Here is a 24,076-nt window from a genome sequence, read left to right as displayed (position 1 = left end):
TGAATCATTTGATGCGGATATCCGGTTCACTCGGCCAGGCGGGTCACGAAGCGCGATGCGGTGCATCGTGCAAGTGGCACAACGCAGCCGATGGGCTGGATATCCTCACCCTTTGTGGAACGCATTCAAGCGACAAACATCAAGATTGGCCGGGCCCTTTTCCGCTCTGGCGTCGTTGGTTCACCCTTGTGGTGGGCAACACCACGGCGGTCGAACCGTCTCGCCAGCGCGAAAAAGGGCCTCGGTCAAATGATCCAAATTGGTCGGAAAATGCTCTAGATGCCTTTGTGAATGGCTCCGTGTTTTCTGGCTGTCTCCGTTTCTCCCTTGATCACGGTGACACCAGTTCGCTGGAGAGCGCGTCCCATTGCCGCCCGCCGATCGCGTTCCGCGAGGCGAGCAACCAATAGGTTTCGCTGTGCTCGTAAACATCGTTGCCGAGACGGATCAGCGTGCCGGCATTGATCTCCTCTGCGCAAAGCGCAAGCGAGCCGAGCGCGACGCCCTGTCCGGCCTTGGCCGCGGCGATTGCCCCGTGCAAGGTGTCGACCCTGATCCGGGGTATCGGCGTGGAGGGGATGCCAAACCGTTCGGAAAACTGACCCCAATCAGGGCGCGGTCCGGTGCAGGCGATCCGCGGCAGCGTGGTCCAGTCTTCAGTTGCCAGCTCCGGCGCGCACACGGGAGTAAGCGCTTCCTTGTAAAGCGGTCGCTGAAAGTGATGCGGCCAGTCCCCGGAGCCGTATCTGATCTGAATGATTGTGTCCGTCGTCGCGGTCTGGCCGCCCAGGATATAGGACTGCACGGAAATCTGGGCGCCGGTTGCCGCGCAGGCCCTGGCCAGCCGCGGGGCCAGCCACATTGAAATCACGGACTGGCTGGCCGAGATGGTGAGGCGAAGCCGGCGGCTCGCGAACAGCAATTCGGCGCTTTCGCTCAAGGTGCGCAAGGCCGCCTGAACATGCGGCAGCCATGTTTCGCCATCGACCGTCAGTGAAATCGTGCGCGCCTGGCGCAGGAACAGTTGCGTGCCGAGGTGTTTCTCCAACTGCCCGATCCGCTGGCTGATCGCCGGCTGGGTCAGGCCGGTTTCGGCTGCGGCTGCGGTGAAGCTGCCCAAGCGGGCGGCGGCCTCGAAAGCGCGGACCCACTCCAGGGGCGGGAGTTTGTAGAAGGACTCATCCATAAGTAAAACCACTGCTCAGTTTTAGTTTTTATGATTTGAGTTTATGCAGCTTTTTGCCTCAGATGGAAGAAATCACTTCGTGCGGCCAGTCTGGAAGGAAATGCCATGCAAACGACACTCAGCCAGGACGGTGCTGTCCTCACCCTGCACTCCGAAGATGGTTCCACCCGCTTTCATGCCATCTGGCTCCGGGACAATGCGCAGGACCCGGAGACACGGGCTCCGGGAAACGGCCAGCGCCTGATTGCCTTGCGGGACATATCCGCCGACACCAGGATCGTCGCTGCGGTGGTGGAGGGCGATACCCTGAACGTGACGTTCGCGCCGGAACAAAAGACAATCGGCTACAGTCTGGGCTGGCTAGACGCCCACAAGTATGACGTATCCGGTCCACCGGTACGCGGGTGGCTCCCGGACGAGGTCACGCCCTGGAATTCCAGCTTGCAGGAAGATGTCCCTGCCGGAAACTACCCGATGCTCACCCGGCGCGGCGCGGCGTTTCAGGACTGGATCGAACAGGTTGCGCGCTACGGCTTCGGCAAGATCGAAGGCGGCCCGGTCGAGGAAGGGGCGCTGTTCAAGGTTGTCGACCTCTTCGGCTATGTGCGCGAAACCAATTACGGCAAGTTGTTCGAGGTTCGAACCGAGGTCAACCCCACCAACCTGGCCTATACGGGCCTCGGCCTGCAGGCCCATACCGACAATCCCTACCGGGACCCGGTTCCCACGATCCAGGTGCTCTACTGCCTGGAAAGTTCCGCGGCGGGCGGCGAGAACATGGTGGTGGACGGGTTCGCCTGTGCCCGCCGGCTGCAACAGGAAAATCCGGACTATTTCGATGTGCTCGCCGACCACTGCGCGCGGTTTGAATATGCGGGTGAAGATGGTGTCTGCCTGACGTCCCGCCGTCCGCTCATCGACCTGGCGCCTGATGGCGAGCTGATCGGCGTGCGCTTCAACAACCGCTCGCTTGCAGCCGTGACGGACGTTCCATTCGACCGGATGGATCTCTGGTACGCGGCCTATCGGCGATTCGGCGAGATCATCGACGACCCGGCGATGGAGGTGGTTTTCCGTCTTGATCCGGGCGAGGCCTTCGTGGTGGACAACACGCGCGTCCTGCACGCCCGCAAAGCCTATTCGGGTGCCGGCAAACGTTGGCTGCAGGGCTGCTACGCGGACAAGGACGGGCTCCGTTCAACCCGTGACGCGCTTCGCCGCAAATCGCTGGAGGCGGCAGAATGAGACCATCACCGCAAGAGCTTACCGCCGATACGATCGTCGAATTTCTCGCCTCGATTTTCGAACGCCGGGGATCGGAGGAATACCTGGGCGAACCGGTGACCATGGGTGAGCATATGCTGCAGGGGGCCACTCTGGCCGAACGGAGCGGACAACCCGACGAGATCATCGTCGGCGCGCTGCTTCATGACATCGGCCATTTCACATCCGAGTTCGGTACCTTCACGATGGAGGATACCGAAGACCGGCATCACGAGGATGCCGGTGCGGAGATCCTCGAACGCTTCTTTCCAAGCGTCGTCACCGATTGCTGCCGCTACCATGTCGCAGCGAAACGGTATCTTTGCGCGACGAAACCTTCCTATTTCGACCGCCTTTCGGAAGCATCCGTTCATTCGCTGAACCTGCAGGGCGGCGCCATGAGCGCCGAAGAGGTCGCCGAGTTCGAAAAGAATCCCAACCTCAAGGAGATCATCGCCGTGCGGTATCTGGATGAAGCGGGCAAGGTGGCAGGCATGGAAACGCCGGATTTCCGGCATTTCGCGCCGAGGGTTCAGCGTCTGGTGGATCTTCACACGGGGCACGATCCTGTTTAGTCCAGCGTCCGCCGGGACCGCCGGATCGCCGGTCATGCCCAAGGTCTGCCTGATCGTGGTCGACGGGTTGCGCGACGACACCGCGCGCGCGGCCTGCAGCTATCTGATGGCCGCCGTCGCCAAGGGCGACGCGCGGATCTGGACCATGCGCGCCTGCCTGCCGACGATGTCCGCCCCGCTCTACGAGACACTCCACACAAGCCGCGCCCCGGCTGACCACGGGCTCATGGACAATGAAGGTCTGCGCCCTTCGTCCGGCCCGAGTGTCTTTTCCGAGGTCAAGGCGGCTGGGGGGCAATGCGGCGTCGTCGGTCATTGCTATTTTCACACGCTGTTCGGCGGAACTCCGTTCGATCCGTTCGCTCACGTTGAAATCAATGACCCGGATGCCCCGATCGCCTATGCGCGCTATTACAGCATGGACGGATACGATGCCGACAACAGTGTTCAACCGGCAGAGATCGACCTGTGCGCACAGGCCTGGTCGATCGCCGACCGGCATGCGCCCGAATACCTGCTGCTGCATTCTTCCAGTTGCGACACCTTGGGGCATCAGCATACCGGTCTGGGCCGGGGTTATGTCCGGCAGGCCGAAAAGGTGGATGCGGCACTGGCGCAGCTCATCCCGCGGCTGACAGCCCGGGGATATCATGTGCTGGTGACGGCGGATCACGGCATGGACGAGGCGGGCAACCATGGCGGCGACAGGGCGAGTGAACGTCATGTGCCGTTTCTGTCCTTCACCGACAGGCTGCATGCCGGACCGGACGAGATCCTGGACCAGCGCTGCGTCGCCCCGACCATCCTCGCGCTTCTGGGCATTTCCCGCCCGGCAACGATGAAGACCGCGCCGCTCTGCCGGGCAGAGCCCTGAACTGGAAATTTGTGTTCATGACCGATGCGGGCGGTCTCGCATCGACCCGGTCATTATAGCGACAACCCTGTTTCGCACGCGCTCGGATGGAAAGCGGTGGAACGGGGCTGCCGCCTAATCCAGAGGCGGCAGCCTGTTTTCAAATACGAATGACTTCACGATGGAGGTGTTCGTTTCCGCCCGGTCGTGGAACGGCAGCAGGATATCGTCCAGCTCGGCCACGTCTTTCAGAAGCAACCGGGCGACATAGCAGTCATCGCCGGTGACCCGGTCGCAAGATGTGAAACGCGGTTCCTCGCGGATCATGTTTTCGACGGTGTGAAGCTGGCCGCTGCGCGGTTTGATTCTGACAAGCGCCTGGATCGTGTAGCCGAGCCTGCGCAGGTCGAGCCGTGCACCGAACCCGACGACAAACCCGCGGTCCTGCAGACCGCGCAGCCGTTCGCCCACCGCCGGACCGGAAAGACCCACTTCCTTGCCGATATCGGCAAGACTGGTGCGGCCCTGGGCTTCGAGAATCTCGACGATCCGACGGTCTGTTTGATCCAGCTCTTTCGACATGAAAACAAGTTAGGTCAGATAGAAACGATACGAAAGAGAAAAAGCCGAACAGCCATCGCAATCGCGGGGACAGCCATGATGCCTGGCGGTTAAATTCTCCCCAAGGATAAGACAGGAGTTACCGATGGATATTCAACGAATTGCGGCATTCAGCCAAGGGTCCGAGGGCGGCAATCCGGCAGGTGTGGTGCTGTTGCCGGAGGCGGTGAGCGCCGACGAGATGGCGCGGGTCGCGGCCGACGTCGGGTATTCGGAAACCGCGTTCGCAGTCGCTAAGGGCAATGACGTCAAGTCCTGGCGTGTCCGTTACTTTTCCCCGGAATCCGAAGTGCCTTTTTGCGGCCATGCGACAATTGCTCTCGGCGCAGCACTGGGGAAACACAATGGTGCCGGCACTTATACGCTTGAACTGAACGACGCCACGATCACCGTCGATGCGGAGGAAACCCCGGACGGGATGATGGCGACCCTGTCCTCACCCCCGACACGGAGCCGCGCGATGACCGATGCGGAAGAACAGGACGTCATGGCCCTGTTCGCTCTTTCTCCGGAGGACCTCGATCCGCGGCTTGCACCCGCGTTTATCCATGGCGGCGCCAACCATGCCGTGTTGCCGATGAAGGACCGTGCCCGGCTTGCGGCCATGTCCTATGACCTTGACGACGGTCGCAACGTGATGCGCAAGCACGATCTGGTGACGGTCATGCTGGTCTACATCGAAGGGGACCAGACATTCGTCGTGCGCAACGCCTTCGCGTCCGGCGGTGTCCTTGAAGACCCGGCGACCGGAGCCGCCGCGGCAGCGTTCGCCGGCTACCTGCGTGACAGTCAGTGGCCCCACGACGGCAGCTTCACGATCCGCCAGGGTGAAGACATGGGCAGTCCCTCGCTGATCAAGGTCTCGCTGGACGACACGGCGGGTGCCTCCGTGCGGGTCTCCGGCGGCGCGCGCGACATCAAGTGAACGCGCGCCGGCAGAGCGTGTCGAAGACCGTTTTGCCGGGGCGGGCCATGCCCGGCCCGGCTCGGGGCCGACGACAATCATGACCCGCGAACCCGTGAAGGGTGTCACCGGCCGCCGGCGCTGCTGCCGTCGATGATCCGTGGCGGCCGGGACATCTTGTAAAGGTGTGCCATATGCGCGCGCACGACTTCCCAGGGTGCGAGTATGTTGAGTTTCACACCAAATTCACGCGCGGTTCTTATCACCATTCTGCTGAGCGCCCGATTGTGCGAATGCGCGAACCGGGGAAACAAATGATGTGCACAATGCGCATTGGCCCCGCCCGTCAACGCAATAGCCAATCTGGACGTCGGTGCCCAGTCGACCGATGTACGGATTTGATGATGGGCCCAGTCCAGCGGGAGCGTTCCGTCTTCGTCGGGATCAAAAAACTCGGCCTCTTCGCTGATATGACTGCCGACATTTATCGCGACAAACAACAAGGACGCGGAAGAGACGAATACGATGTAGTAGCCCGCGAGAAGAAAAATCCCGTGTTCGGACAAGAAAAGCGGCATCACCAGGAAAAGGCAGATGTGAACGATTTTCGCCGCGGCGAATTCGGCCAGTGGCCCGACACCGGAAAACTTGCCGGGCCAGTTGCGTCTTGCCTTGCGCAGATGCTCGAAATCCTCGGCAAAGGCCAGGTGGGGCAGAACAAGTGCGTACAGGAAAATGGCATACCAGCATTGAAATCTGTGCCATGCCCGCCACGGTTTGGACGGCGACAGTCTCAACAGGCTTGAGCCGTCCGCATCAATATCGGTCCCGGCAATGTTCGGGTACATGTGATGAAGCCGCAGATGCCTTTCGGCCCAGAGCTTTCCTGAAATGCCGACGAGTGAGAAGCCGGCGGACAGGCAAACTCCGTTCACCCATCTGGACGTTGCAAATGAGCCATGGGCGGCATCATGACAGACCGTCGCGACAAGCGTGTAGATGCCTGCGCCCAGGACGGCGGCTGAAATCAGGAGAATCCAGGGGCCTGGATCGACATAGATCAGGCTGTAGACCGCGGCGCAAAACAGAAAGAGAAGGCTGGATCTGAACCATTGGCCAACACCGGCGAAGCGGCCTGTTTTGCTGCGGGACAGGTATCTGCCCGCACGCGCATTGAGCTGCGATGAGAACTCGCTCTTTGGCTGAAAAGTCGGCATTGTCTCACAACACGGTTTGAGTTTGTTTGGTTAGTGCGCGACCGCTGGACGAACCGGGCCGCGCATCTCGTTGGCAAGGCTGACGGGGCGGACCCCGCAACGCTTTGCCCGGCTTTGCTAGCCCGAAGTGCTTCCGGTATCGTCCTGTCCGGCAGGCAAGGAACATGATTATTGGCCGGGACAACGCGGCGGTACGTTTGCCTGGCGTTGAAACGTGGCTTCAAGTTGAGAGACCAGGAACCCGTCCCTTTGCGGACCAGCGCCCGATTGCGAATGCGTGAAGTTGAAAACCGTGTTCTCTAGTTTCTCGCCCGGGCCGACTTGTAGGCGGTCGGTGTCTGCCCGGTTTCGCGCTTGAACGCGGAATAGAATGCCGATCTGGAGTTGAAACCGACTTCATAGGCGATGGCGAGGACCGTTGTCTCGCCCTTTTCGACAAGCGGCATCGCTTCCTTGATGCGCCAGCTGTTTATGAATTCGAAGAAGGATTGACCAAGGTTCTGATTCAGGGTTTGCGAGACATGGTTGAGGGACACGCCCACGTGCTGTGCCAGCATGCTGAGCGTCAGGTTCGGGTCGCGATACAGGCAGTCCTGATCCATTGAGCGCACAATCTTTCGGGCGATGCGCTCGGCCTGTACCGGATCCAATGCGCTTTTTTCATACTTCCGGTCATTCGGGATCTCGATTTTCCCGAGCGTTCTGGTGGCGCTATCCAGGTCCGGAGCGGGGCGCAAACTCCACAGGGCTAGCGCAAAGACAACCACCAGGACAAGGACGCTGTCGAACAGGGGGCCGACAACATCCTGCCCACCCTGGAGGATCATGATCTGCCCGATCAGATGTTGCAGGACATAGACACCAAGCGCACACGCCAGAATGGATACCCAGCGCAGTTCCAGGCCTTCGGTGCTTGCATAAACCTGTTTCAAACGGTCGACATGCCGGGCCTGCGTGAGCAAAACCCAGGCGACATAAACAGCCCATTGCACCGCGAGTGCAATGCTCAGAAACAAGAATCCATAGTGCAGGAAGATGAGGAAGAACGCCGCAAGTCGAGAGGATCCGTGTGCATTCCAGGTGATTTGCGCGACATCCAGATAGACAAACGCACCGATCGCAAACACTGTGGCGACACCGGGCAGCAGGAAATGCAGCCGGGTCCTCGTTTCGCCGCCGGTTTTCGGCGTCAGGCCCGCAATACTCCTGACATAGGCAAAAAAGAGCGGTCCAAGCCAGAAATTTGCAGCGAAACCGGCCAACTCGGATCCGGCCCGGACAACTTGCGGTGCCGTTTCGATCAACACGCTGAATACGGAATCGATCTCGCTGATCGCAAAGACCGCAAAGAACGCAGTCAGGAACGTGCGTGACGGATCGATCCGTCTTTGCTGCCAGCCAAGCAGGGTGGCCAATGCGGCAACGGACAAAGTGGCCGCGATCGTTGCCGCGTGTATTGTCTGGGTGTCGAATGTCATTTCCAGCACGTGCCCGGGGAATGAGTAGCGCGTTTCGCACAATGACTATCCGCAAGACCGATCCAGCTCAACGGCGGTCGGTCCGGTTTTGTCCACGCCGGACGGGAAGGACAATTAGACGGGGCATCCGGACGACACGTGGCCGGTGTCATGGAGTGATCGAAGGCGGGGCTGTCACCAGGTCAGGGCAGCCGTTGGCAGGTTCCACTTCCAGGCGGCAAACAACGACCAGACAAAGAACGGCAATGCCGCGATTACGGCAAAGCGCTCTCCCTTGCCGATGTGCCGCTTGCCGTTGATCGACGAAAGCCAGACCAAGGCCGGCAGCAACGATATGGCGCCGACCCCATAGAGGGCTGTCATGGTCCACAGCCCGGCGCCGGGCGAAGCGGCTACGGACAGATCATCGCCGTGTATTGCCTGATCGAGGACCTCCATGACGACGGCGATGATGGCGATCCAGGTCAATCCGTGCCACAGCGGCAAACTTGAAATACGTTGTCGTGCCCGCCAACCGGAATAGGCACCTGCCAGACACAAAAGCGCTCCGGCCAGGGCTGTCCAAAGGGCCGAGTCCAGCGAAGCTTCCGTGTGCCAGAAATGCAGCCTGTCAAAGCTGTGAAATCCGCCGTTGAGATGGGCGCCGGCGATATGTCCGAGATTGTTGCGCCGGAACCCAAGGCGTGTGTCGCCTTCAGGGGTTTCAAAATAGTCCTCTCCAATCGCCTCGAACCGGCGTGAGTGACCCAACCCGGTAACCAGGAGCGTGTTGTTCTCCGTGGCTGTGACGGTAAATGCAGTCTGATAGGGCACGACAACACGGTCCAGACCGGTGTCATTGCGCCGTGTGGTCAGGTAGCGGCCCTCGTAGGCGTGAAGGCAGGTCACGTTGCAGATCGTGCGCGCGGCCGACGGCCTTTCATGCGGCGCGGCAATCTCGCGAAGAAGGCGGCGCGGCAGCGCCATCAATGCGTCGCCGCCCGGGCCGTTGGCGGCGACAAAGATCCCGATATCGAGCGCTGGCACGAGCGTCATGCCGGACTGAAACCCGAAATGTGAGCCGCCGTGATGATAAACCCGGTGCCCGGCCCAGGTCTCGGTCCAATACCCGAGACTGCGCCCCGCAAAGGCCCGACGGCCCGGCCAGGCGGTACGTTTCATGTCCGCGGCCAGGTTGGCAGAGGGAACAGCACCTGCACTGCCAGAACCGCTTCGCAGCAGGAACTGCATGGCACGCGCCACGTCGCGCCCGGTCAGGGCAAGCCCCCCGGACGGTGTGTGGATGGCTGCGAACGGTTTCGGGTCGATGGCATGATAGCGACCGTCCCGCCAGACGTGAAACGGGCTGACGGTGCCTGCCTTCTGGGGTTCATGCATGAAATGAGGGTCATCAATCCCCATCGGGGCGAGGACCGCCTCCGCAAGATAGGTTTCGAAAGGCAGACCCGAGACAGCCCGGACGATCGCACCGAGCAGGACAAAGCTCGCATTCGAATAGGCAATCACATCTTCCGGCGAGCGCACCTGTTTCGGCAGAACCTTTGAAATGTGATCGAATTCGGACGTGGCTGCAAGCTTGTCGTGCGCAGCGAAGTAGCCGCGATAGCGATCTTCAAGTCCGGCCGTATGGCTCAGAAGATGGAGGATGCGGATGTCCCCGAACCGCTGGTTCAATTGCAGATCCGGCAAGTGCCTTGCAATCGGGTCGTTGAGCGCAAGCCGTCCAACCCTTGCAAGCTGCAGGATCGCGAGCGCCGTGAAAACCTTTGTCACGGAGGCCAGCGGAACCTTGTCCTCATCAGGTGTCATCAATCGCCCGGTCCTAGCGTCGGCCAGTCTGTAGCCTTTCGAGAGGATGACATTGTCGCCGGAGACGATGACCACAACCGCGCCGGCAACGGCATCCTGATCTAGGACGGTGGTGACCAGTCCATCCACGAAACCCTCCAGATGGGGTTGCCGGAAGGGCGTTGGCTCGGCTTCGATCGTTTGAACTGAAACGCAAAAAACAACGCCCAGACATAGAACAAGCCGCACGAGGCCGCATGCACGCTGACCCTGGATATGGATCAAATCGATGGATGTTCTGAACATTTTCAGCGCAATCGGAGCCGGGAAAAGTTGCCAATGGGTTAGCCAGATACATCGAAGTATCCTTCGTGCGTCGTCCTGCCGTATCGGCGGAGACAGCGCGGCATTGGCTAAAGACCGCCCGAAAAAGCTACGGACAATGGAAGCCTGCCGCCGGGTTCGGTTTTCCCAACTCCGCTTCGTCGCTGCAGTGGCCGGCGAGCTTGCTACCTTCAGGCTGCCGGTGTCGCAAATGACGCGCTGGGGCGTCCGGTCCTTTTTCTTTCGGCCTCCAGTTCCGCGATTTTCCGGTCGATTTCGGTGCGGTCGAGAGGGCCATGAATGTTGCCGCGTGTCGGCATCAATTTGGCGAAGTGAAGGTAGCGTTCCTGGGCGACCGCGTAGAGGCGGCGCAGTTCTTCCAGCGGGACACCATGGTCGTCGGCGCGGATGTCGAGCCACGGATAGTCTTCGTCGTGAACGATCCTGAGAGCGGCCGACTGACGCCCGCGCTTGTCCCCGCCGGCAGCCTCTGCGGCATCCATGGCGGTTAAAAGCCGCTCTTCGAGAGGCAGGTCCGCGTTTGCCAGGCAGCTTTCCATGGCGGCATTCACCACTTGTGGCCCGGCCAGCATGTTTCCGGCGACGGTGACGTTGTCTTCTACCAGGTGACCGCACCAGTCGATGCATTTCTCGCCGGTGAAGGCCGCGGCCCGCCCCTTTGCATCAATGAGATGGATCTGGCGCGAATGGCGTCCCTCGTCGCGGCTGACAACGGTGTCGATCACCCGTTGCGCCGAAACGCCGGAGCGCAGGAGGGTCAAACCTTCGGTCCCGTAAAGAGGACTGACGAGCGCCTGCGTGGCGATCGCACCGACCTGACCTGCCAGGTGCGGCACGACGGCGCCGGCAGCGAAGAAACGGCTCGCGACAGCGATCCCGAAATACCCGGTTGCCTTGTCACGGGCGACAATCGAAAACGTCATCCGGCGTCCTCCTTCTCATCGGCCTGCAGCGTAGGCCTGCATCAGGCGAGGCGTTGCACCGGCGCGCAGCAGGCCTGCGGGGTCGCGCGCGGCGACGGTCAACCTGCCGATTGTCCATTCATCGGCCACTTCGACCGAGTGTCCCCGGTTCCTGAGGTTCGACAGCGTGTCAGCGCCGAAGCTCTCTTCGGCCATGATGTGGCCCGGTTGCCGCTGGCGCGGATGGAAGGACGCCGGAAAGTGGGTCGTGTGAAAGAGCGGCATGTCGAGCGCGGCCTGAAGATTTCGTTGGTGATGCGCCAGCCGCAGGAACAGGGACAGCTGCCACTGATCCTGCTGGTCGCCGCCAGGTGTGCCGAAGGCAAGGGCGGTTCCGTCCTCATGTAACGCGATGCTCGGCGTGAGCGTGGTGCGCGGACGTTTGCCCGGCGCAAGCGAACCCGGCAACCCGTCTTCAAGCCAGAACATCTGTGCCCGGGAATTGAGCGCGAAGCCGAGGCCGGGGACAGTCGGAGACGACTGCAGCCAGCCGCCGGAAGGTGTGGCGGAAACAATGTTGCCCCAGCGGTCGATGACGTCGATGTGGACCGTATCGCCGCGTTTTTCCGACAAATGCGCCATAGTCGGTTCATAGACGCCGGTTTCGGAGATGCCAGCGGCCTCGATGACGCTCAGCGTGCGTGCGACCTGATCCTCGAAACCGGGAACGAGGCCCGGACGCAGATCGGTGGAGGCCGTTTCGGAAATGAGCGCGCGGCGGTCCGCATTGTAGCTCTCCGACAAAAGCACGTTCAGCGGGACATCACAGAAATTCGGATCGCCGTAATAGGCTTCCCGGTCCGCATAGGCGAGTTTCATGGCCTCGGCGACAAGATGCACGAATTGCGGTCCGGACGGGTCAAGCGATGCGATGTCGAACCCGCGCAACAGCGACAGCGACTGCAACAGGACGGGCCCCTGACCCCAGGGGCCGGTCTTCAGGACCGTCCAGCCGTCATAGGCGGCGCTGACCGGATCTTCGTAGGCCGCCGCGTAGCCGGACAGGTCGTCGGCTGTCAGGACAGCCTTGTGGCGGGCTCCGGAGGCATCCATCACCTCGGCGGTTTCAAGATACCGGCCGATCGCTTCGGCGATGAAGCCGCGGTAGAAACAGTCGCGCGCGGCGTCGATCTGGTTTTCGCGGCCGGTGACGGCTTCGGCTTCGTTCAAAAGCCTTGTCCACGTTTCGGCGAGAACCGGGTTCCTGAAATTGGAGTCCGGCGCAGGGACGCTGCCTCCCGGAACCCAGATCTCATGGGACGTCGGCCATTCGGTCTCGAAGAACTCTTTCAGGCCCGCGATGGTTGCGCTGACCCTGGGCAGCAGGGGATGCCCGTGGGCGGCGTAGTGTATCGCTGGTTCAAGAACGGTTCTGAGCGGCAGGAGGCCATGATCACGCAGGAGCAGCATCCACCCGTCAAAGGCGCCGGGAATGACGGTCGAAAGGAGACCATTGCCCGGGATGAGGTCCAGGTTTTCGGACCTGTAGTGACTGATCGTTGCACCTGCCGGCGCGGGTGCCTGTGCGCAGAGCACCTTGGTTTCGTTCTGGCTTGCATCGTGCAGCAGGACCGGCAAGTCGCCGCCGGGGCCATTGAGATGCGGTTCGACAATCTGAAGCACCAGCCCGGTGGCGACTGCGGCGTCGAAGGCGTTGCCCCCGAGTTCCAGCATCCGCATGCCCACCGCAGTGGCAATCCAGTGGGTCGACGTGACGACACCGAAGGTGCCTTTGATTTCGGGTCTGGTGGTAAAGACTGTCATTTGGAATTCCGGGTTTGAGCGTTTCCTGGGTGTTTTTTATGTTTCCCGGGGATCGAGCGCGTCGCGCAGCCCGTCGCCCAGAAGATTGAAGCCAAGGACGACCAGAAAGATCGCAATGCCTGGCCACATCGCCATCCAGGGAGCCTGGGTCATGAAGTTTTTGGCCACGTTCAGCATGGATCCCCAACTGGGTGCCGGGGGTTGCTGGCCGAGCCCGAGAAACGAGAGGCTCGCTTCGGCAATGATGGCTGTTGCAATGGTCAATGTTGCCTGCACGAGAATGGGCGCGAATACATTCGGCAGGATGTAGCGCGCCAAAAGGACCGGTGTGGACAGACCGATGGCATGGGCGCCTTCGACGTAGTCTTCCGTCTTGACCGCCAGAACCTGGCCCCGGGTCAGCCGGATGAAGATCGGCATTGCGGACAGGCCGATCGCGATCATGGCGTTGGTGAGGCTCGGTCCGAGAAACGCGGCGAGCGCGATCGCAAGGATGAGGAATGGCGTTGCCAGCAGGGCGTCGGTTGCGCGCGAGATGATCTGGTCGATCCAGCCGCCGAAGTAGCCGGATATCAGGCCGAACGGGACGCCGATGGAAACGGCGATCAGCACGGATACCACGCCGGCGAGAAGCGATGCCTGTGCGCCCCAGATCATTCTTGAGAGAATGTCGCGTCCCAGTTCATCCGTTCCGAGCCAATGGGCCAGAGAGGGGCCCTTTCGAATGGCACCCCAGTCCGTTGCGGTGGGGTCGGCGATCGGCAATACCGGCGCGAGAACGGCAATCGAGACAAAGAAGACGACCAGCAGAAAGCCCACAAAGGCACTCTTGTTGGCCCTGAGTTTCTTCCAGGCGCGGCTGCCGGACCTCGGTTGTTCGTCGGATCCGGTCGCGGGGAGATCGGCAACAACGGTCACAGGGCAGTCCTCATGCGAGGATTGAGGAGGAAATAAAGGACATCGGCAACAAGGTTCATGAGAATGAAGCCGACGGCCGTGCACATGACCACACCCTGGACAACGGCATAGTCCCGGGTGAAAACCGCATCGACAATCAGCTTGCCGAAACCGGGTATGGTGAAGATCTGTTCGGTCAGTACGGCACCGGCCAGCAGTTCTCCGAACAGGATAGCGCTCAGGGTGACGATCGGCAGCAGCGCATTCCGGAAGGCGTGTTTCAGAACGACCACCTTTTCCTGCAAGCCCTTTGCCCGTGCTGTGCGGACATAATCCGCCCGCAGGACTCCGAGCATTGCCGAGCGGGTGTGGCGCATCAAGGTGGCCGCCAGGGCGGTTCCGAGCACGAAGGCCGGCATGATCATTGTCTCTAGAGACCTGACGGGATCGACGAACGGTGACTCGTACCCGGATGCCGGCAGCCAGCCGAGATGAACCGAGACAAGCATGATCAGCATGATGCCCAGCCAGAAGTTGGGGATCGACAGGCCGGACAGCGCAACGATATTGGCCGTGTAGTCGACGGCGGTACCTTTCCTGACCGCCGACACGATGCCGGCCGGTATGCCGATGATCATGGCAATGAACATGGCCATGACGGCGAGCTGGATCGTGACCGGCAGTTTTTCACCGATGAGTTCCAGAACGGGCTGGTTGGTTCGCAGCGATATGCCGAAGTCACCCTGCAACATTCCGCTGACCCAATAGAAATACTGCACCAGGATCGGCTCGTTTAGGTGATACTTCTCGCGGATGAATGCCAGCGTGTCGGGATCGCGCTCTTCACCCGCCAGAACCAGCGCCGGATCTCCGGGCAGAAGTTTCTGCAGGAAAAACACGAAGACCGAGACCAGGAAAATGGTCGGAATGGCTATCGCGAGTCGTCTTGCGATGAATGACAGCATAGTCGGGGTCCGCCGGTGAACGGACCCCGGCGGGAATGCCGGGGTCCGCAGTGTTCGGGACTTAATTGAACTTCACGTTCTCCAGACGGATCATGCCGTCCGGGTAGGGCGTGAAGCCCTCGAGCTTGTCGGAGAGCGCCCAGATCCAGGTGACGTGGTAGAGATAGATGAGCGGCATGTCCGCGTTCAGGATGTCACGGGCCGCATCGTATTTCTCCTTGCGGATTTCCAGATCCGTAGAAGTGCGGGCCGCGTCAAGCAGAGCATCGATCTCCGGGTTACAGTACTTGCTGTCGTTGATACCGCCTTCACACGTCACGAACTGGTGGATGTTGCCATCCGGGTCCACGCGTCCCGACCATCCGATCTGGCTGGCCTGGTAGTTGCCCGCGGACTGGTCCGACAGAAGGCTGGCAAACTCCATCGACTTCAGCTTGACATTGAAGCCGGCCTCGGCGGCCATTGACTGAACAACCTGCATGAGCTGTGTCTGCACCGGGTTGTTGGCGACCTGGACTTCCACATCAAGACTGTCAAAGCCGGCTTCTTTCAACAGGGCCTTGGCCTTCTCGACATCTCTTGCCGGTACCGGGTGGTCCTTGTCATACCAGGGGCTGGTCGGAGGATAGGGCTGGTTGCCGGGAGCAAAGGCGCCTTCGAAGACAACCTGGTTGATCGCGTCGCGGTCCAGCGAAAGGCTGAAGGCCTCGCGTACCTTGGCGTCCTGGCCAAGCGGATTGTCGGCGCGGTCGCCGTTGCCGACATTGACCGTGATGCCCTGATAGCCAAGGCTCACCGCTTCTTCGTACTGAAGCGATCCGTCATCCTTGACCGACGCGGCATCCGTTGCCGCCAGGCGCTCCAGCATGTCAAGGTCGCCCGAACGCAGGTTGGCGAGGCGGACGGTCGTGTCCGGGATGGGCAGGAAGGTGACCTTGTCGAAATTGATGGCGTCCGCGTTCCAGTAGTCACTGAATTTTTCCAGGACGATCCTGTCCTGCGCAACCCTTTCGACGAATTTGAACGGACCGCTGCAGATCGGCTTTGCGCCGAAATCGACACCGGCGGCAGCCGCGGCTGCCGGTGACAGCATCATGCCGGAACGGTCCGCAAACTGAGCCAGAAGGGTCGCATCGGGGCCCTTCAGCTTGAACTGGACCTGATGCGGTCCGGTGACCTCGACGGACTCGATGTTCTTGACTTCACTCTTGCGCCGGCTTTCGGGCAGGTTCTGGGAGCGGTCGATATTGGCCTTCACGGCTTCGGCATCAAACGGCGTGCCGTCATGAAAGGTGACATCGTCACGCAGGTCCATCGTGAGCGTCAGGCCGTCGTCGGACCATGACCAACCCGATGCGAGCTGGGGAATGATCTCCAGATCCGGCGTGATGTCGACCAGCTTGTCGCACAGGGATGCATAGACGATACGGCCGACAAATGTCCGCGACTGATCCGGGTCGAGAACGTCCGGATCTTCCTGGAGGCCGATGCGAAGGTCGGCAGCTGTCGCCGGCGCGATTGCCGACGAAACACCGAGAAGCAGTGCTGCTAGGAGAGATTTACGCATTTCAGTCTTTCCTCTGGGTGGTTGTGTTACCGGGGACGGAGGCCTGGTTCTTCGACTTCTTCTGGCTCCACTCCCGGTATAGGGAGAAGCGTTTTTCAGTGGCCGCACTTCGGGTCGGCTCTTGTTCTTGTCCGGTCCGGGTTGCCGCGATCTGCTGCCAGTGATGGCAGGCGACCTGGCGTGTGCCTTCGGCGGCTTCAAGCGCGGGGCGCCTTGTTCCGCAGGCCTGGTCGGCGTGACGGCAGCGGGTGTGGAAACGGCATCCGGATGGCGGGTTCAGCGGTGAGGGGATGTCGCCCGGAAGATCGGCGGTCATCGCTCGCAGGCCCGGCGCCGGCACCGGGATCGCGCGCATCAGGGCCTGGGTATAAGGATGCCGGGGCGCGCCATAGACGGTTTCCGTGTCCCCGATCTCGACGACCTCTCCGAGATACATGACCGCCACCCGGTCGCTCATGTGCCGGATGACGGCAAGATCATGGGCGATCAGGATCAGGGTAAGACTGAACTCCGCTTTCAGGTCCTCAAGGAGGTTGATCACCTGGGCCTGAACGGAGACATCGAGGGCGGAAACCGGTTCGTCGGCGACAATGACCTTCGGCTCGCTCGCAAGCGCACGGGCAATGCCGATGCGCTGCCGCTGGCCGCCGGAAAATTCGTGCGGATATCTGTCCGCCATGCTTGCGCGCAAGCCCACCCTTTGCAGCAGAGCGGCGACCTTCTCCCGCCGCTGCGCCTTGCTTTCATCCGTGTGAACAGTCAGGGGTTCTTCGACGATGGCCCCGACCGTCATTCTCGGATTGAGTGACGAGAAGGGGTCCTGGAAGACGAATTGCAGATCCTTGCGCAATTTGCGCATCTCTCGGGCGGGAAGGTGCGCAATGTCGCTGCCTTCGTAGAGAACCTGGCCCCTGGTCGGCTCCAGGAGCCGGACCAGGGTTCTGGCCAGGGTGGACTTTCCGCACCCGCTTTCCCCGACAATGGCCAGGGTCTCGCCGCGCCGCACAGCAAGGTCGACACCATCGACGGCCCGGACAATCGTCTTCTGCTGGAAGAGACCGCCGCCGCGCGTGAAAATGCGCCCGACATCGCGGGCTTCGAGGATCGTATCCTGCGCAAAATGCTTCATACCGCTTCCACCATATGGGTCTCGAGCGGGGCCCTATGGCAGGCGGCGAGATGCGCTCCGGACATGGAAGCCAGTTCCGGCGACTGCGCCGTGCAGGTCTCTTCGGCGAAGGGGCAGCGCGGAGCGAAACGGCAACCGGTCGGCATCGCGTCGATCGTCGGAACCATGCCGGAAATCGTGGTGAGGCGGCCCTGCCTCTGCCCGAGCGAGGGCAGGGAGCTCATGAGGCCGATGGTGTAGGGATGCTGCGGATCGTCAAAAATGGCCTGAACCGGACCTTGCTCGACGATCCTGCCGGCATACATCACGGCAACCTGATCGGCGACCTCGGCAACAACGCCCAGGTCGTGCGTGATCATGATCAGCGCCGTGCCCGTTTCCTGCTGAAGCGTTCGCATGAGATCGAGGATCTGGGCCTGGATGGTCACGTCGAGTGCGGTCGTCGGTTCGTCCGCGATCAGGAGATCCGGGTCGTTGGCAAGGGCCATTGCGATCATCACCCGCTGACGCATGCCGCCGGACAGCTGGTGCGGATAGTCGTCTAGGCGTTCGGCGGCAGCCGGAATTTTGACGCGATCGAGCATCTCCAATGCCCGCCGGCGCGCATCCGCTTGACTGATCGCCCGGTGGCGCAGCACGCCCTCGGCAATCTGGTCTCCAATGCGGAAGGCGGGATTGAGCGACGTCATCGGTTCCTGAAAGATCATCGCCATGCGGTCGCCGCGCAGATCCGCACGGGTCTTGGCCGGCAGTGTCAGCAGATCCCGCCGATCGAAGGAGATCCGTCCGGACGCGATTTCCGCCGGCGGCATGGGGAGAAGACCCATCAGTGCGAGCGCGGAGATGGACTTGCCGCAGCCGCTTTCACCAACGATGCACAGCGTTTCGCCGCGGTCGACGCTGAAGGAGATTCCATCGACCGTGTTGGCAGGTGCATTCTTGAAGCGGATCGAAAGGTTCTCGACCGTCAGCAGCGGCGGGCCGTCCGGACGGGATTCCGGATTTTCCGGGCGCTCACTCATTGCCGGCGCTTTCCGGGGTCTGGAAGAGAAGCCGTTCCTGCAGGGAAAGCAGATGCTGACGCATCAGCCGCTCGGCGGATACGGGGTCATGGCGTTCGATCGCGTCCACGATGTCGGAATGCTGCGCCTTGTATTGCGTGACCGTCTCGCGGGTGCGCAGGGCTTCACGGACGTGGCGCCAACTGTCGTTCTGACGCATGCGGTCAACGACATCGAACAGCGCGAGGAACAGGGTGTTGCCGGCGGCCTTGGCAATGGCCCGGTGCAGCGCACCGTCCCACAGCTCACGTCCGTCCATGTCGTCTGCCTCGCCGACCTTGTCCGCGACATGACGCATCTGGACGATGTCCTGCGGGGTTGCCCGAATGGCGGCCAGTTGCGCCAGGGCCGGTTCCAGGCGCAGGCGCACTTCCATGACCTCGAGCATGTTGCTCATCTCGGGCAGCTTGCTGAGCTGGGGCTCGCCGTCGCTCGGTCTGGATCCGATGAAGGTGCCCGCACCCTGCCGCCGCCAGATGAACCCTTCGGTCTCAAGAACTTCCAGCGCGCGGCGGACCGCACGGCGACCGACACCAATTTGTTCGGAAAGGTCCCGTTCCGTCGGGAGCTGGCGAACGCCGTCCAGCGCCAGCTGATCCACGAGAATTCGCAGGCGCTCAAGAGCCAGGCTGGAGTTTCTTCGGGTTGGCCGGTCTTCTGTCATATGAGATCTTTTATGGAACCAATTTTGATTGGTTACATTATTTGTCCCTTTTTAAGCGCTTGGCAACAGCGTCGGCAGCATTTTTTCGAAGGTGAGGCTGTCTTAGCGGCAATTTGGGCATTCCGATCCCCGGCCGTGCGCCGGATTTTCCCGGGAGGTTTCCGCCGGTTTTCGTCGTGGGCCCGGCTCGCAAAAGGCGCCCGGATCGCTTGCCGAGCCCGCCGTTTCCTCAAACATCCGGGTTTTCCGACCGGGGCAAGCGCGGGCCGGACGTCTCATTTAGCCACCAGCCCAGGCGTGCAGTGGCGAAGGGCATGACGCCATAGACCATGGCAGGGACCATGATCACCGACAGAACCAGGGTTCGCAGCGGCATGGCCGCCTCGCTCAGGACCGGTTCAAGCGCGGCGAGCAGCACCGTGATCATCGGATAGACGACCAGCCATGTGATGAGGGCCATCTTGTGTTTGCCGGGTCTTGTCATCTCTCCTGCTCCCCGGCGGTCCGGTCGGCGATATCCCAGGCGCGCCAGTTGTCTTCAAGGTGCGCGATGGAGGTCGTTCCGGGAATGACGATGATGTTCGGCGCGTGTGCGAGCAGCCATGCGATCGCCTGTTTCGGCTCAAGCCTTGCGCCCGCTTTCATGGGATTTGCACCAAGCGGACCGTAGGGAATGAAGGCAATGCCACGCTCGGCCGTAAATGCAACCAGGTCCTGTTCGCCGGTTTCGGCCATGTTGAAGCGGTTCTGCACGCTCGCAACCGGGGCGACGGTGAGCGCGCGCTCCAGGTCCTTCAAGGTCACGTTGGACAGGCCGATGTGACCTATGCGTCCGTCTGCCTGCGCTTCTGCAAGGGCGGCGACCGAGACTTCGATCGGCGTTTCGGGATCGACCCGGTGAAGCTGGAACAGATCGATCCGGTCGCGGCGCAAATTGACGAGCGCCTTGTCGATCTGGCGCAGGAGCGTGTCCCGCGACCCGTCCGTGACAATGTTGCCGGGCGCAGGCTTGTCGACACCGCCCTTTGTTGCGATGACCGCGGACCGGCCTTCCAGGGCTTCGCCGACGATCCGGTCCGCCGTTTCCGGCCCATAGGCCCAGGCGCTGTCGAAGAAGTCGACGCCCAGATCACTGGCGCGGCGCAGCAGGTCGAGACCCTGCTGCCAGTCGGGGTAGGGACCGAAATTACCAGGTTGTCCGGTCAGGCGCATCGCGCCGTAGCCGAGGCGGTTGACGGTAAGCTCGCCGCCGATCGTGAAGGTTCGATTGATCATTGCTCATCTCCTGATGCCGTGTTGATGAGGGCAAGATGATCATTTGACGTCTATTCGTATAGCCAATTATCGAGAGTATCTGTTATACGTATTGTGTATGAGCAAGACTCTCGACCGCCTGTCGCTGCTGGAGACCTTCGTTCGCATTGCCGAGCGGGGATCAATCAGCGGCGCGGCGCAGGACCTCGGCCTGTCACAGGCCTCGGCAAGCCGGCATCTGCAGGAACTGGAGCGCCGGTTCGGGTTGCAGCTCATGCGGCGGACGACCCATTCACTCGCGCTGACACCGGCCGGACAGGATCTGTTGCGCGACGCACGGAGCCTCTTGTCCGGTTGGGACGCGATGCGGGAAAAGCACGCGGACGCGGACGGTGCCGTCCGTGGTCCGCTGAAAGTGGTTGCTCCGGTTGCGCTCGGTCAGCTTTTTCTTGCCGACATCGCCGCCGACTTTCAGATGGCGCATCCGGAGGTCTCGCTGACCTGGGACCTGAATGACCAGCCGATCCGTTTTGCCGAAGTGGGATGCGACTGCTGGATCCGGATCGGCGGCGTGCCGGACGAGACCCTGGTCGTGCGGGAAATCGGGCGGGTCGAGAGGCTGGTCGTGGCAAGTCCCGGTCTCGTGGCCGGGTTCGGCCCGGTGATGCAGAGCTCGGTTTCCGACCTGCCGTTCGTGGCGCTGTCACCGTTCGAGGGCGGCCGTATCGGTCTGCGGCACGAACAGGGGCAAGACCTTGTCTTCGAACCGCGCATCAGTGTCGCGACCAACAATATCTTCGCCGTCCACAGGGCTGTCTTGAAGGGGGCGGGAGCGGCCATTCTGCCGCGCTGGTTCGTGCAGGCGGATCTCGACGCAGGCCGGTTGACCGACATTCTGCCCGCCTGGCGCGCGGCGGAACTCAGGATCAACGCGGCCTATCTCCCGGCAGGACGCCAGCCGAAGCGGCTGTCATCGTTTCTGCAATATGTGACGGAACAGGTCGCCCTGGTGCCGGGCATAGATGCACCCAAGCCACGTTGATTTTCCGGCGCAGTGTGCGACCATCCGGGACGGGCAGCCGGTTGATGGCCCGGAACAGGCAGGCGATTCGACATGGCAGACACCGTTTCCGAATTGACGCCGCCACGCTTGCCGTCGATCCTGCCCATTCTGTCTGTGAACTTCGTCGGAACGCTGGGCTTTTCCATCGTCGTTCCGTTCATGGTCTTCCTAGTCACCGACTGGGGCGGCAATGCGCTGGTTTACGGGGTGCTTGCCTCGACCTATTCGGCGTTTCAGCTCATCGGCGCGCCGATCCTGGGCAGATGGTCGGATCAGATCGGCAGGCGCAAAGTGCTGCTTGTGAGCCAGCTGGGCACACTGGCGTCCTGGGTGGTGTTCCTCATCGCCTTCTACCTTCCGGCGGATGCGATCGTCAGCGTTGACACCACCCTGCTGGGGCAGTTCTCGCTGACCTTGCCGCTGATCGTCCTGTTCTTTGCCCGCGCGGCAGACGGTCTCACCGGCGGGAATGTGTCAGTCGCAAACGCCTATCTTGCCGACATCACCGATGATGACCACCGCACGGAGAACTTCGGCCGGATGGCGATGTCGACAAATGCAGGCTTCATTCTCGGACCGGCGCTTGCCGGCCTTCTGGGCGCAAGCGTTCTCGGGGAAATGCTGCCGGTGATCGCCGCGCTGCTGATTTCCGTGGTCGCAAGCGTCCTGACGTATTTCGGGCTGCCGGATACGCATGCGGCGATGCTGCGGACCAAGCCGGGCCTCTCCAATGCCTGCAAGGTGTTCGGACAGGACACCAAGGAGGTTTACCGCCTGAAGGGATGCGGCGAAACGCCGAAGACGGATCTCATGCGCCTGCCGCGGATCCCGCAACTGATGCTCGTCAATTTTCTGGTCATGCTGGGCTTTAGCTTTTTCTACATCGCCTTTCCGGTTCACGCGGCCACACGGCTGGACTGGACCGTGACGGACACCGGCATTTTCTTCGCCGTCCTGAGCCTGTTCATGATGCTGGTCCAGGGACCGCTGCTCGCGCGCGCCGCCAAGGTGGCATCCCAACGCCTGCTGGTCACCGGCGGCGGGCTGATCCTTGCCCTCGGCTTCGTGTCTCTCTTCTGGAACACGACACCCAGCATCTATCTTGGGGCACTCCTGATTGCTGTTGGCAACGGGCTTATGTGGCCGACTTTCACCGCCGTCCTGTCGACCTTCGCTGGCAAGGAACATCAGGGCGCCGTTCAGGGACTGGCGAGCAGTCTCAGTGCGGCGGCAAGCATCATCGGCCTGATAGGCGGCGGTCTGCTTTATGGCTGGATGACGTCGTGGGTGTTCCTGTTGTCGGCGGCGACGATCACGCTCGCCGCCCTTGTCGCTTTCGCCCTGCCGGATACCGGGCCGGGGCAAAGCGAACGTGAATAGGGCAAAAGGGAGGTCAACGACGACGGGAAGGAGTCCCCGGGCGTGGGTCAGCACGTTGGACCGTGTGCCAGATTGACGGTGCCGGTTGGCGGCTTCGCTTCGATGAAGGATCTGATGGAGTCGATGACGCCGAAGCGTGAATAGTCCTTGCGCGATATCGCACCCAGTTCACGGAAGCTGCCGTTGCCGTGGAAGGGAACGAACGTCAGTCCCATGTTGTCCCTCTTGAACTGTTCGGCCGCGATGCCGTTTACGATCGTGCACGCGTCACTATGAGCCAGGTGGCGGCACAGGGTTTCGAAACGGGCGGATCTGACGTCGATGCCAAGGCGCTCGGCCGCTCCGGAGGACGAAGCCGGCAGATCCTTTTCCAGGTCATACCCGAATGGTGTGTCGAAACGCACGATGAACTCTGCCGGGACCTCTGAGGCCTGTATGTCCCGTCTCTTCGACAACACGTGCCCCTGCCGCATCCCGAGATAAAGCGGCTCCAGCCAGAGCGGTGTAAAGGTCGGAAGGTCAAGCGTGTCGTCGCAATAGATCATCTCGTAGCTGTTTCGCGAAATCAGGGCGGTGTCGAGTTGCATCTCGCTGATCATCTGCGACAGCTCCCGAGGCTTTTCTTCCACGATGACCAGGCGGATGCCGCTATGGATGCTTGCGAGCATGTCGAGAAAGTAGCCGGACAGATACGCAGCAAGTGTCGGTGTCATGCCCAGCCTGAAGGGCGTGGCGTCCAGCTTCTGGAAATGCTGGGCGGTATTAGCAATTTCGTCCACGATCGTATTGATCTTCGTTGCACCTGCGACGATGTGCTCACCGAACTCTGTCAGCAACACTTCGTTCTTCGTCCGTTTGAAGATCCGGACACCAAGCTCCAGTTCAAGCTTCTTGATCTGATTGGAAAGTGCGGGCTGGCTCACGTTCGAGGCACGTGCGGCGTGCGTGAAGTTTCTGTGCCGTGCGACTGCGACGACATACTGAAGATCGCGGAGGTTCATCCGAAGCTCTGATACGTGTTGCTGGCAGCACAAGATTTAAGGACGAACCGAAGAAGGTGAAATAACAATCGTTCACAAGTTGTTGGAGGCACCCGTCCGGTGGCCGGCGCGGCCTTTCGCCGCTCAGGCTCGAAAAAGA

At 61.4% G+C, this 24,076-nt stretch carries 22 protein-coding genes; 6 read left to right on the top strand and 16 right to left on the bottom strand.

Annotation, left to right across the window (positions count from 1 at the left end; all coding sequences use genetic code 11):
* Positions 1 to 331 precede the first annotated feature (331 nt).
* Entirely contained in the window at positions 332 to 1,186 is an 855-nt protein-coding gene (locus tag ACO07N_RS01060) for a LysR family transcriptional regulator (RefSeq protein ID WP_421979244.1), read from the bottom strand.
* 105 nt (positions 1,187 to 1,291) lie between these two features.
* Here ACO07N_RS01060 and tmpA point away from each other — a divergent pair, with 105 nt between their 5' ends.
* Genes tmpA through ACO07N_RS01045 form a run of 3 tightly spaced genes read left to right on the top strand, consistent with a single transcriptional unit; the run spans position 1,292 to position 3,898 of the window.
* Entirely contained in the window at positions 1,292 to 2,431 is a 1,140-nt protein-coding gene (tmpA, locus tag ACO07N_RS01055; RefSeq protein WP_421979243.1) for a 2-trimethylaminoethylphosphonate dioxygenase, read from the top strand.
* On the top strand, positions 2,428 to 3,024 hold the full coding sequence (gene tmpB, locus ACO07N_RS01050; RefSeq protein ID WP_421979242.1) for a (R)-1-hydroxy-2-trimethylaminoethylphosphonate oxygenase: 597 nt from the start codon (positions 2,428 to 2,430) through the stop codon (positions 3,022 to 3,024). The genes tmpA and tmpB overlap by 4 nt, the downstream gene beginning before the upstream one ends.
* A gap of 34 nt (positions 3,025 to 3,058) precedes the next feature.
* A complete protein-coding gene (locus ACO07N_RS01045) occupies positions 3,059 to 3,898 on the top strand; it encodes an alkaline phosphatase family protein (RefSeq protein ID WP_421979241.1) in 840 nt (279 codons plus the stop codon).
* A gap of 114 nt (positions 3,899 to 4,012) precedes the next feature.
* On the opposite strand, the gene ACO07N_RS01040 is transcribed toward ACO07N_RS01045, so the two are convergent.
* Positions 4,013 to 4,459 carry an Lrp/AsnC family transcriptional regulator gene (locus ACO07N_RS01040; protein WP_421979240.1) on the bottom strand — a complete coding sequence of 149 codons (447 nt, stop codon included), beginning with the start codon at positions 4,457 to 4,459 and terminating at the stop codon, positions 4,013 to 4,015.
* A 124-nt stretch (positions 4,460 to 4,583) separates the two neighbouring features.
* Between ACO07N_RS01040 and ACO07N_RS01035 the strand changes: the two genes are divergently transcribed.
* Positions 4,584 to 5,423: a PhzF family phenazine biosynthesis protein gene (locus ACO07N_RS01035; protein ID WP_421979239.1), complete on the top strand. Its 840-nt coding sequence runs from the start codon at positions 4,584 to 4,586 to the stop codon at positions 5,421 to 5,423.
* Between the two features lie 104 nt (positions 5,424 to 5,527).
* Here the strand turns inward: ACO07N_RS01035 and ACO07N_RS01030 are convergent, their stop codons facing one another.
* The 13 genes from ACO07N_RS01030 to ACO07N_RS00970 all read right to left on the bottom strand — a co-directional run bounded on the left by ACO07N_RS01030 (position 5,528) and on the right by ACO07N_RS00970 (position 20,514).
* Entirely contained in the window at positions 5,528 to 6,619 is a 1,092-nt protein-coding gene (locus ACO07N_RS01030; protein WP_421979238.1) for a fatty acid desaturase family protein, read from the bottom strand.
* 299 nt (positions 6,620 to 6,918) lie between these two features.
* Entirely contained in the window at positions 6,919 to 8,097 is a 1,179-nt protein-coding gene (locus tag ACO07N_RS01025) for a helix-turn-helix transcriptional regulator (protein WP_421979237.1), read from the bottom strand.
* Between the two features lie 174 nt (positions 8,098 to 8,271).
* On the bottom strand, positions 8,272 to 10,035 hold the full coding sequence (locus tag ACO07N_RS01020) for a serine hydrolase domain-containing protein (RefSeq protein WP_421979236.1): 1,764 nt from the start codon (positions 10,033 to 10,035) through the stop codon (positions 8,272 to 8,274).
* A 365-nt stretch (positions 10,036 to 10,400) separates the two neighbouring features.
* Entirely contained in the window at positions 10,401 to 11,153 is a 753-nt protein-coding gene (locus ACO07N_RS01015) for a DUF1028 domain-containing protein (protein WP_421979235.1), read from the bottom strand.
* 15 nt (positions 11,154 to 11,168) lie between these two features.
* Positions 11,169 to 12,956 carry a gamma-glutamyltransferase family protein gene (locus tag ACO07N_RS01010; protein WP_421979234.1) on the bottom strand — a complete coding sequence of 596 codons (1,788 nt, stop codon included), beginning with the start codon at positions 12,954 to 12,956 and terminating at the stop codon, positions 11,169 to 11,171.
* Between the two features lie 36 nt (positions 12,957 to 12,992).
* Positions 12,993 to 13,874, bottom strand: coding sequence for an ABC transporter permease (locus tag ACO07N_RS01005; protein WP_421979233.1), 882 nt, complete (start codon positions 13,872 to 13,874; stop codon positions 12,993 to 12,995).
* Positions 13,871 to 14,818, bottom strand: coding sequence for an ABC transporter permease (locus tag ACO07N_RS01000; protein ID WP_421979232.1), 948 nt, complete (start codon positions 14,816 to 14,818; stop codon positions 13,871 to 13,873). The genes ACO07N_RS01005 and ACO07N_RS01000 overlap by 4 nt, the downstream gene beginning before the upstream one ends.
* A 61-nt stretch (positions 14,819 to 14,879) precedes the next feature.
* Positions 14,880 to 16,385, bottom strand: coding sequence for an ABC transporter substrate-binding protein (locus ACO07N_RS00995; RefSeq protein ID WP_421979231.1), 1,506 nt, complete (start codon positions 16,383 to 16,385; stop codon positions 14,880 to 14,882).
* A 1-nt stretch (position 16,386) separates the two neighbouring features.
* Positions 16,387 to 17,514, bottom strand: a complete 1,128-nt coding sequence (locus ACO07N_RS00990) for an ABC transporter ATP-binding protein (RefSeq protein ID WP_421979230.1) — start codon at positions 17,512 to 17,514, stop codon at positions 16,387 to 16,389.
* The gene (locus ACO07N_RS00985; RefSeq protein ID WP_421979229.1) at positions 17,511 to 18,536 is read right to left on the bottom strand and encodes an ABC transporter ATP-binding protein; all 1,026 of its coding nucleotides are present in this window, start codon (positions 18,534 to 18,536) and stop codon (positions 17,511 to 17,513) included. The genes ACO07N_RS00990 and ACO07N_RS00985 overlap by 4 nt, the downstream gene beginning before the upstream one ends.
* Positions 18,529 to 19,239, bottom strand: a complete 711-nt coding sequence (locus ACO07N_RS00980; protein ID WP_421979228.1) for a FadR/GntR family transcriptional regulator — start codon at positions 19,237 to 19,239, stop codon at positions 18,529 to 18,531. The genes ACO07N_RS00985 and ACO07N_RS00980 overlap by 8 nt, the downstream gene beginning before the upstream one ends.
* A 229-nt stretch (positions 19,240 to 19,468) precedes the next feature.
* A complete protein-coding gene (locus ACO07N_RS00975) occupies positions 19,469 to 19,723 on the bottom strand; it encodes a hypothetical protein (protein WP_421979227.1) in 255 nt (84 codons plus the stop codon).
* The gene (locus tag ACO07N_RS00970; protein ID WP_421979226.1) at positions 19,720 to 20,514 is read right to left on the bottom strand and encodes an aldo/keto reductase; all 795 of its coding nucleotides are present in this window, start codon (positions 20,512 to 20,514) and stop codon (positions 19,720 to 19,722) included. The genes ACO07N_RS00975 and ACO07N_RS00970 overlap by 4 nt, the downstream gene beginning before the upstream one ends.
* 97 nt (positions 20,515 to 20,611) lie before the next feature.
* Between ACO07N_RS00970 and ACO07N_RS00965 the strand changes: the two genes are divergently transcribed.
* Positions 20,612 to 21,535, top strand: a complete 924-nt coding sequence (locus ACO07N_RS00965; RefSeq protein ID WP_421979225.1) for a LysR family transcriptional regulator — start codon at positions 20,612 to 20,614, stop codon at positions 21,533 to 21,535.
* A 72-nt stretch (positions 21,536 to 21,607) separates the two neighbouring features.
* Positions 21,608 to 22,936 carry an MFS transporter gene (locus tag ACO07N_RS00960; RefSeq protein WP_421979224.1) on the top strand — a complete coding sequence of 443 codons (1,329 nt, stop codon included), beginning with the start codon at positions 21,608 to 21,610 and terminating at the stop codon, positions 22,934 to 22,936.
* 47 nt (positions 22,937 to 22,983) lie between these two features.
* Here ACO07N_RS00960 and ACO07N_RS00955 read toward each other — a convergent pair whose 3' ends face one another.
* On the bottom strand, positions 22,984 to 23,937 hold the full coding sequence (locus ACO07N_RS00955; RefSeq protein ID WP_421979223.1) for a LysR family transcriptional regulator: 954 nt from the start codon (positions 23,935 to 23,937) through the stop codon (positions 22,984 to 22,986).
* Positions 23,938 to 24,076: the final 139 nt, after the last annotated feature.

It is taken from the genome of Roseibium sp. (genome assembly GCF_965229775.1).
Classification (GTDB): Bacteria; Pseudomonadota; Alphaproteobacteria; order Rhizobiales; family Stappiaceae; genus Roseibium.
The sequence above is the reverse complement of the archived record's forward strand: the minus strand, read 5'-3'. Positions and strand labels throughout refer to the sequence as shown.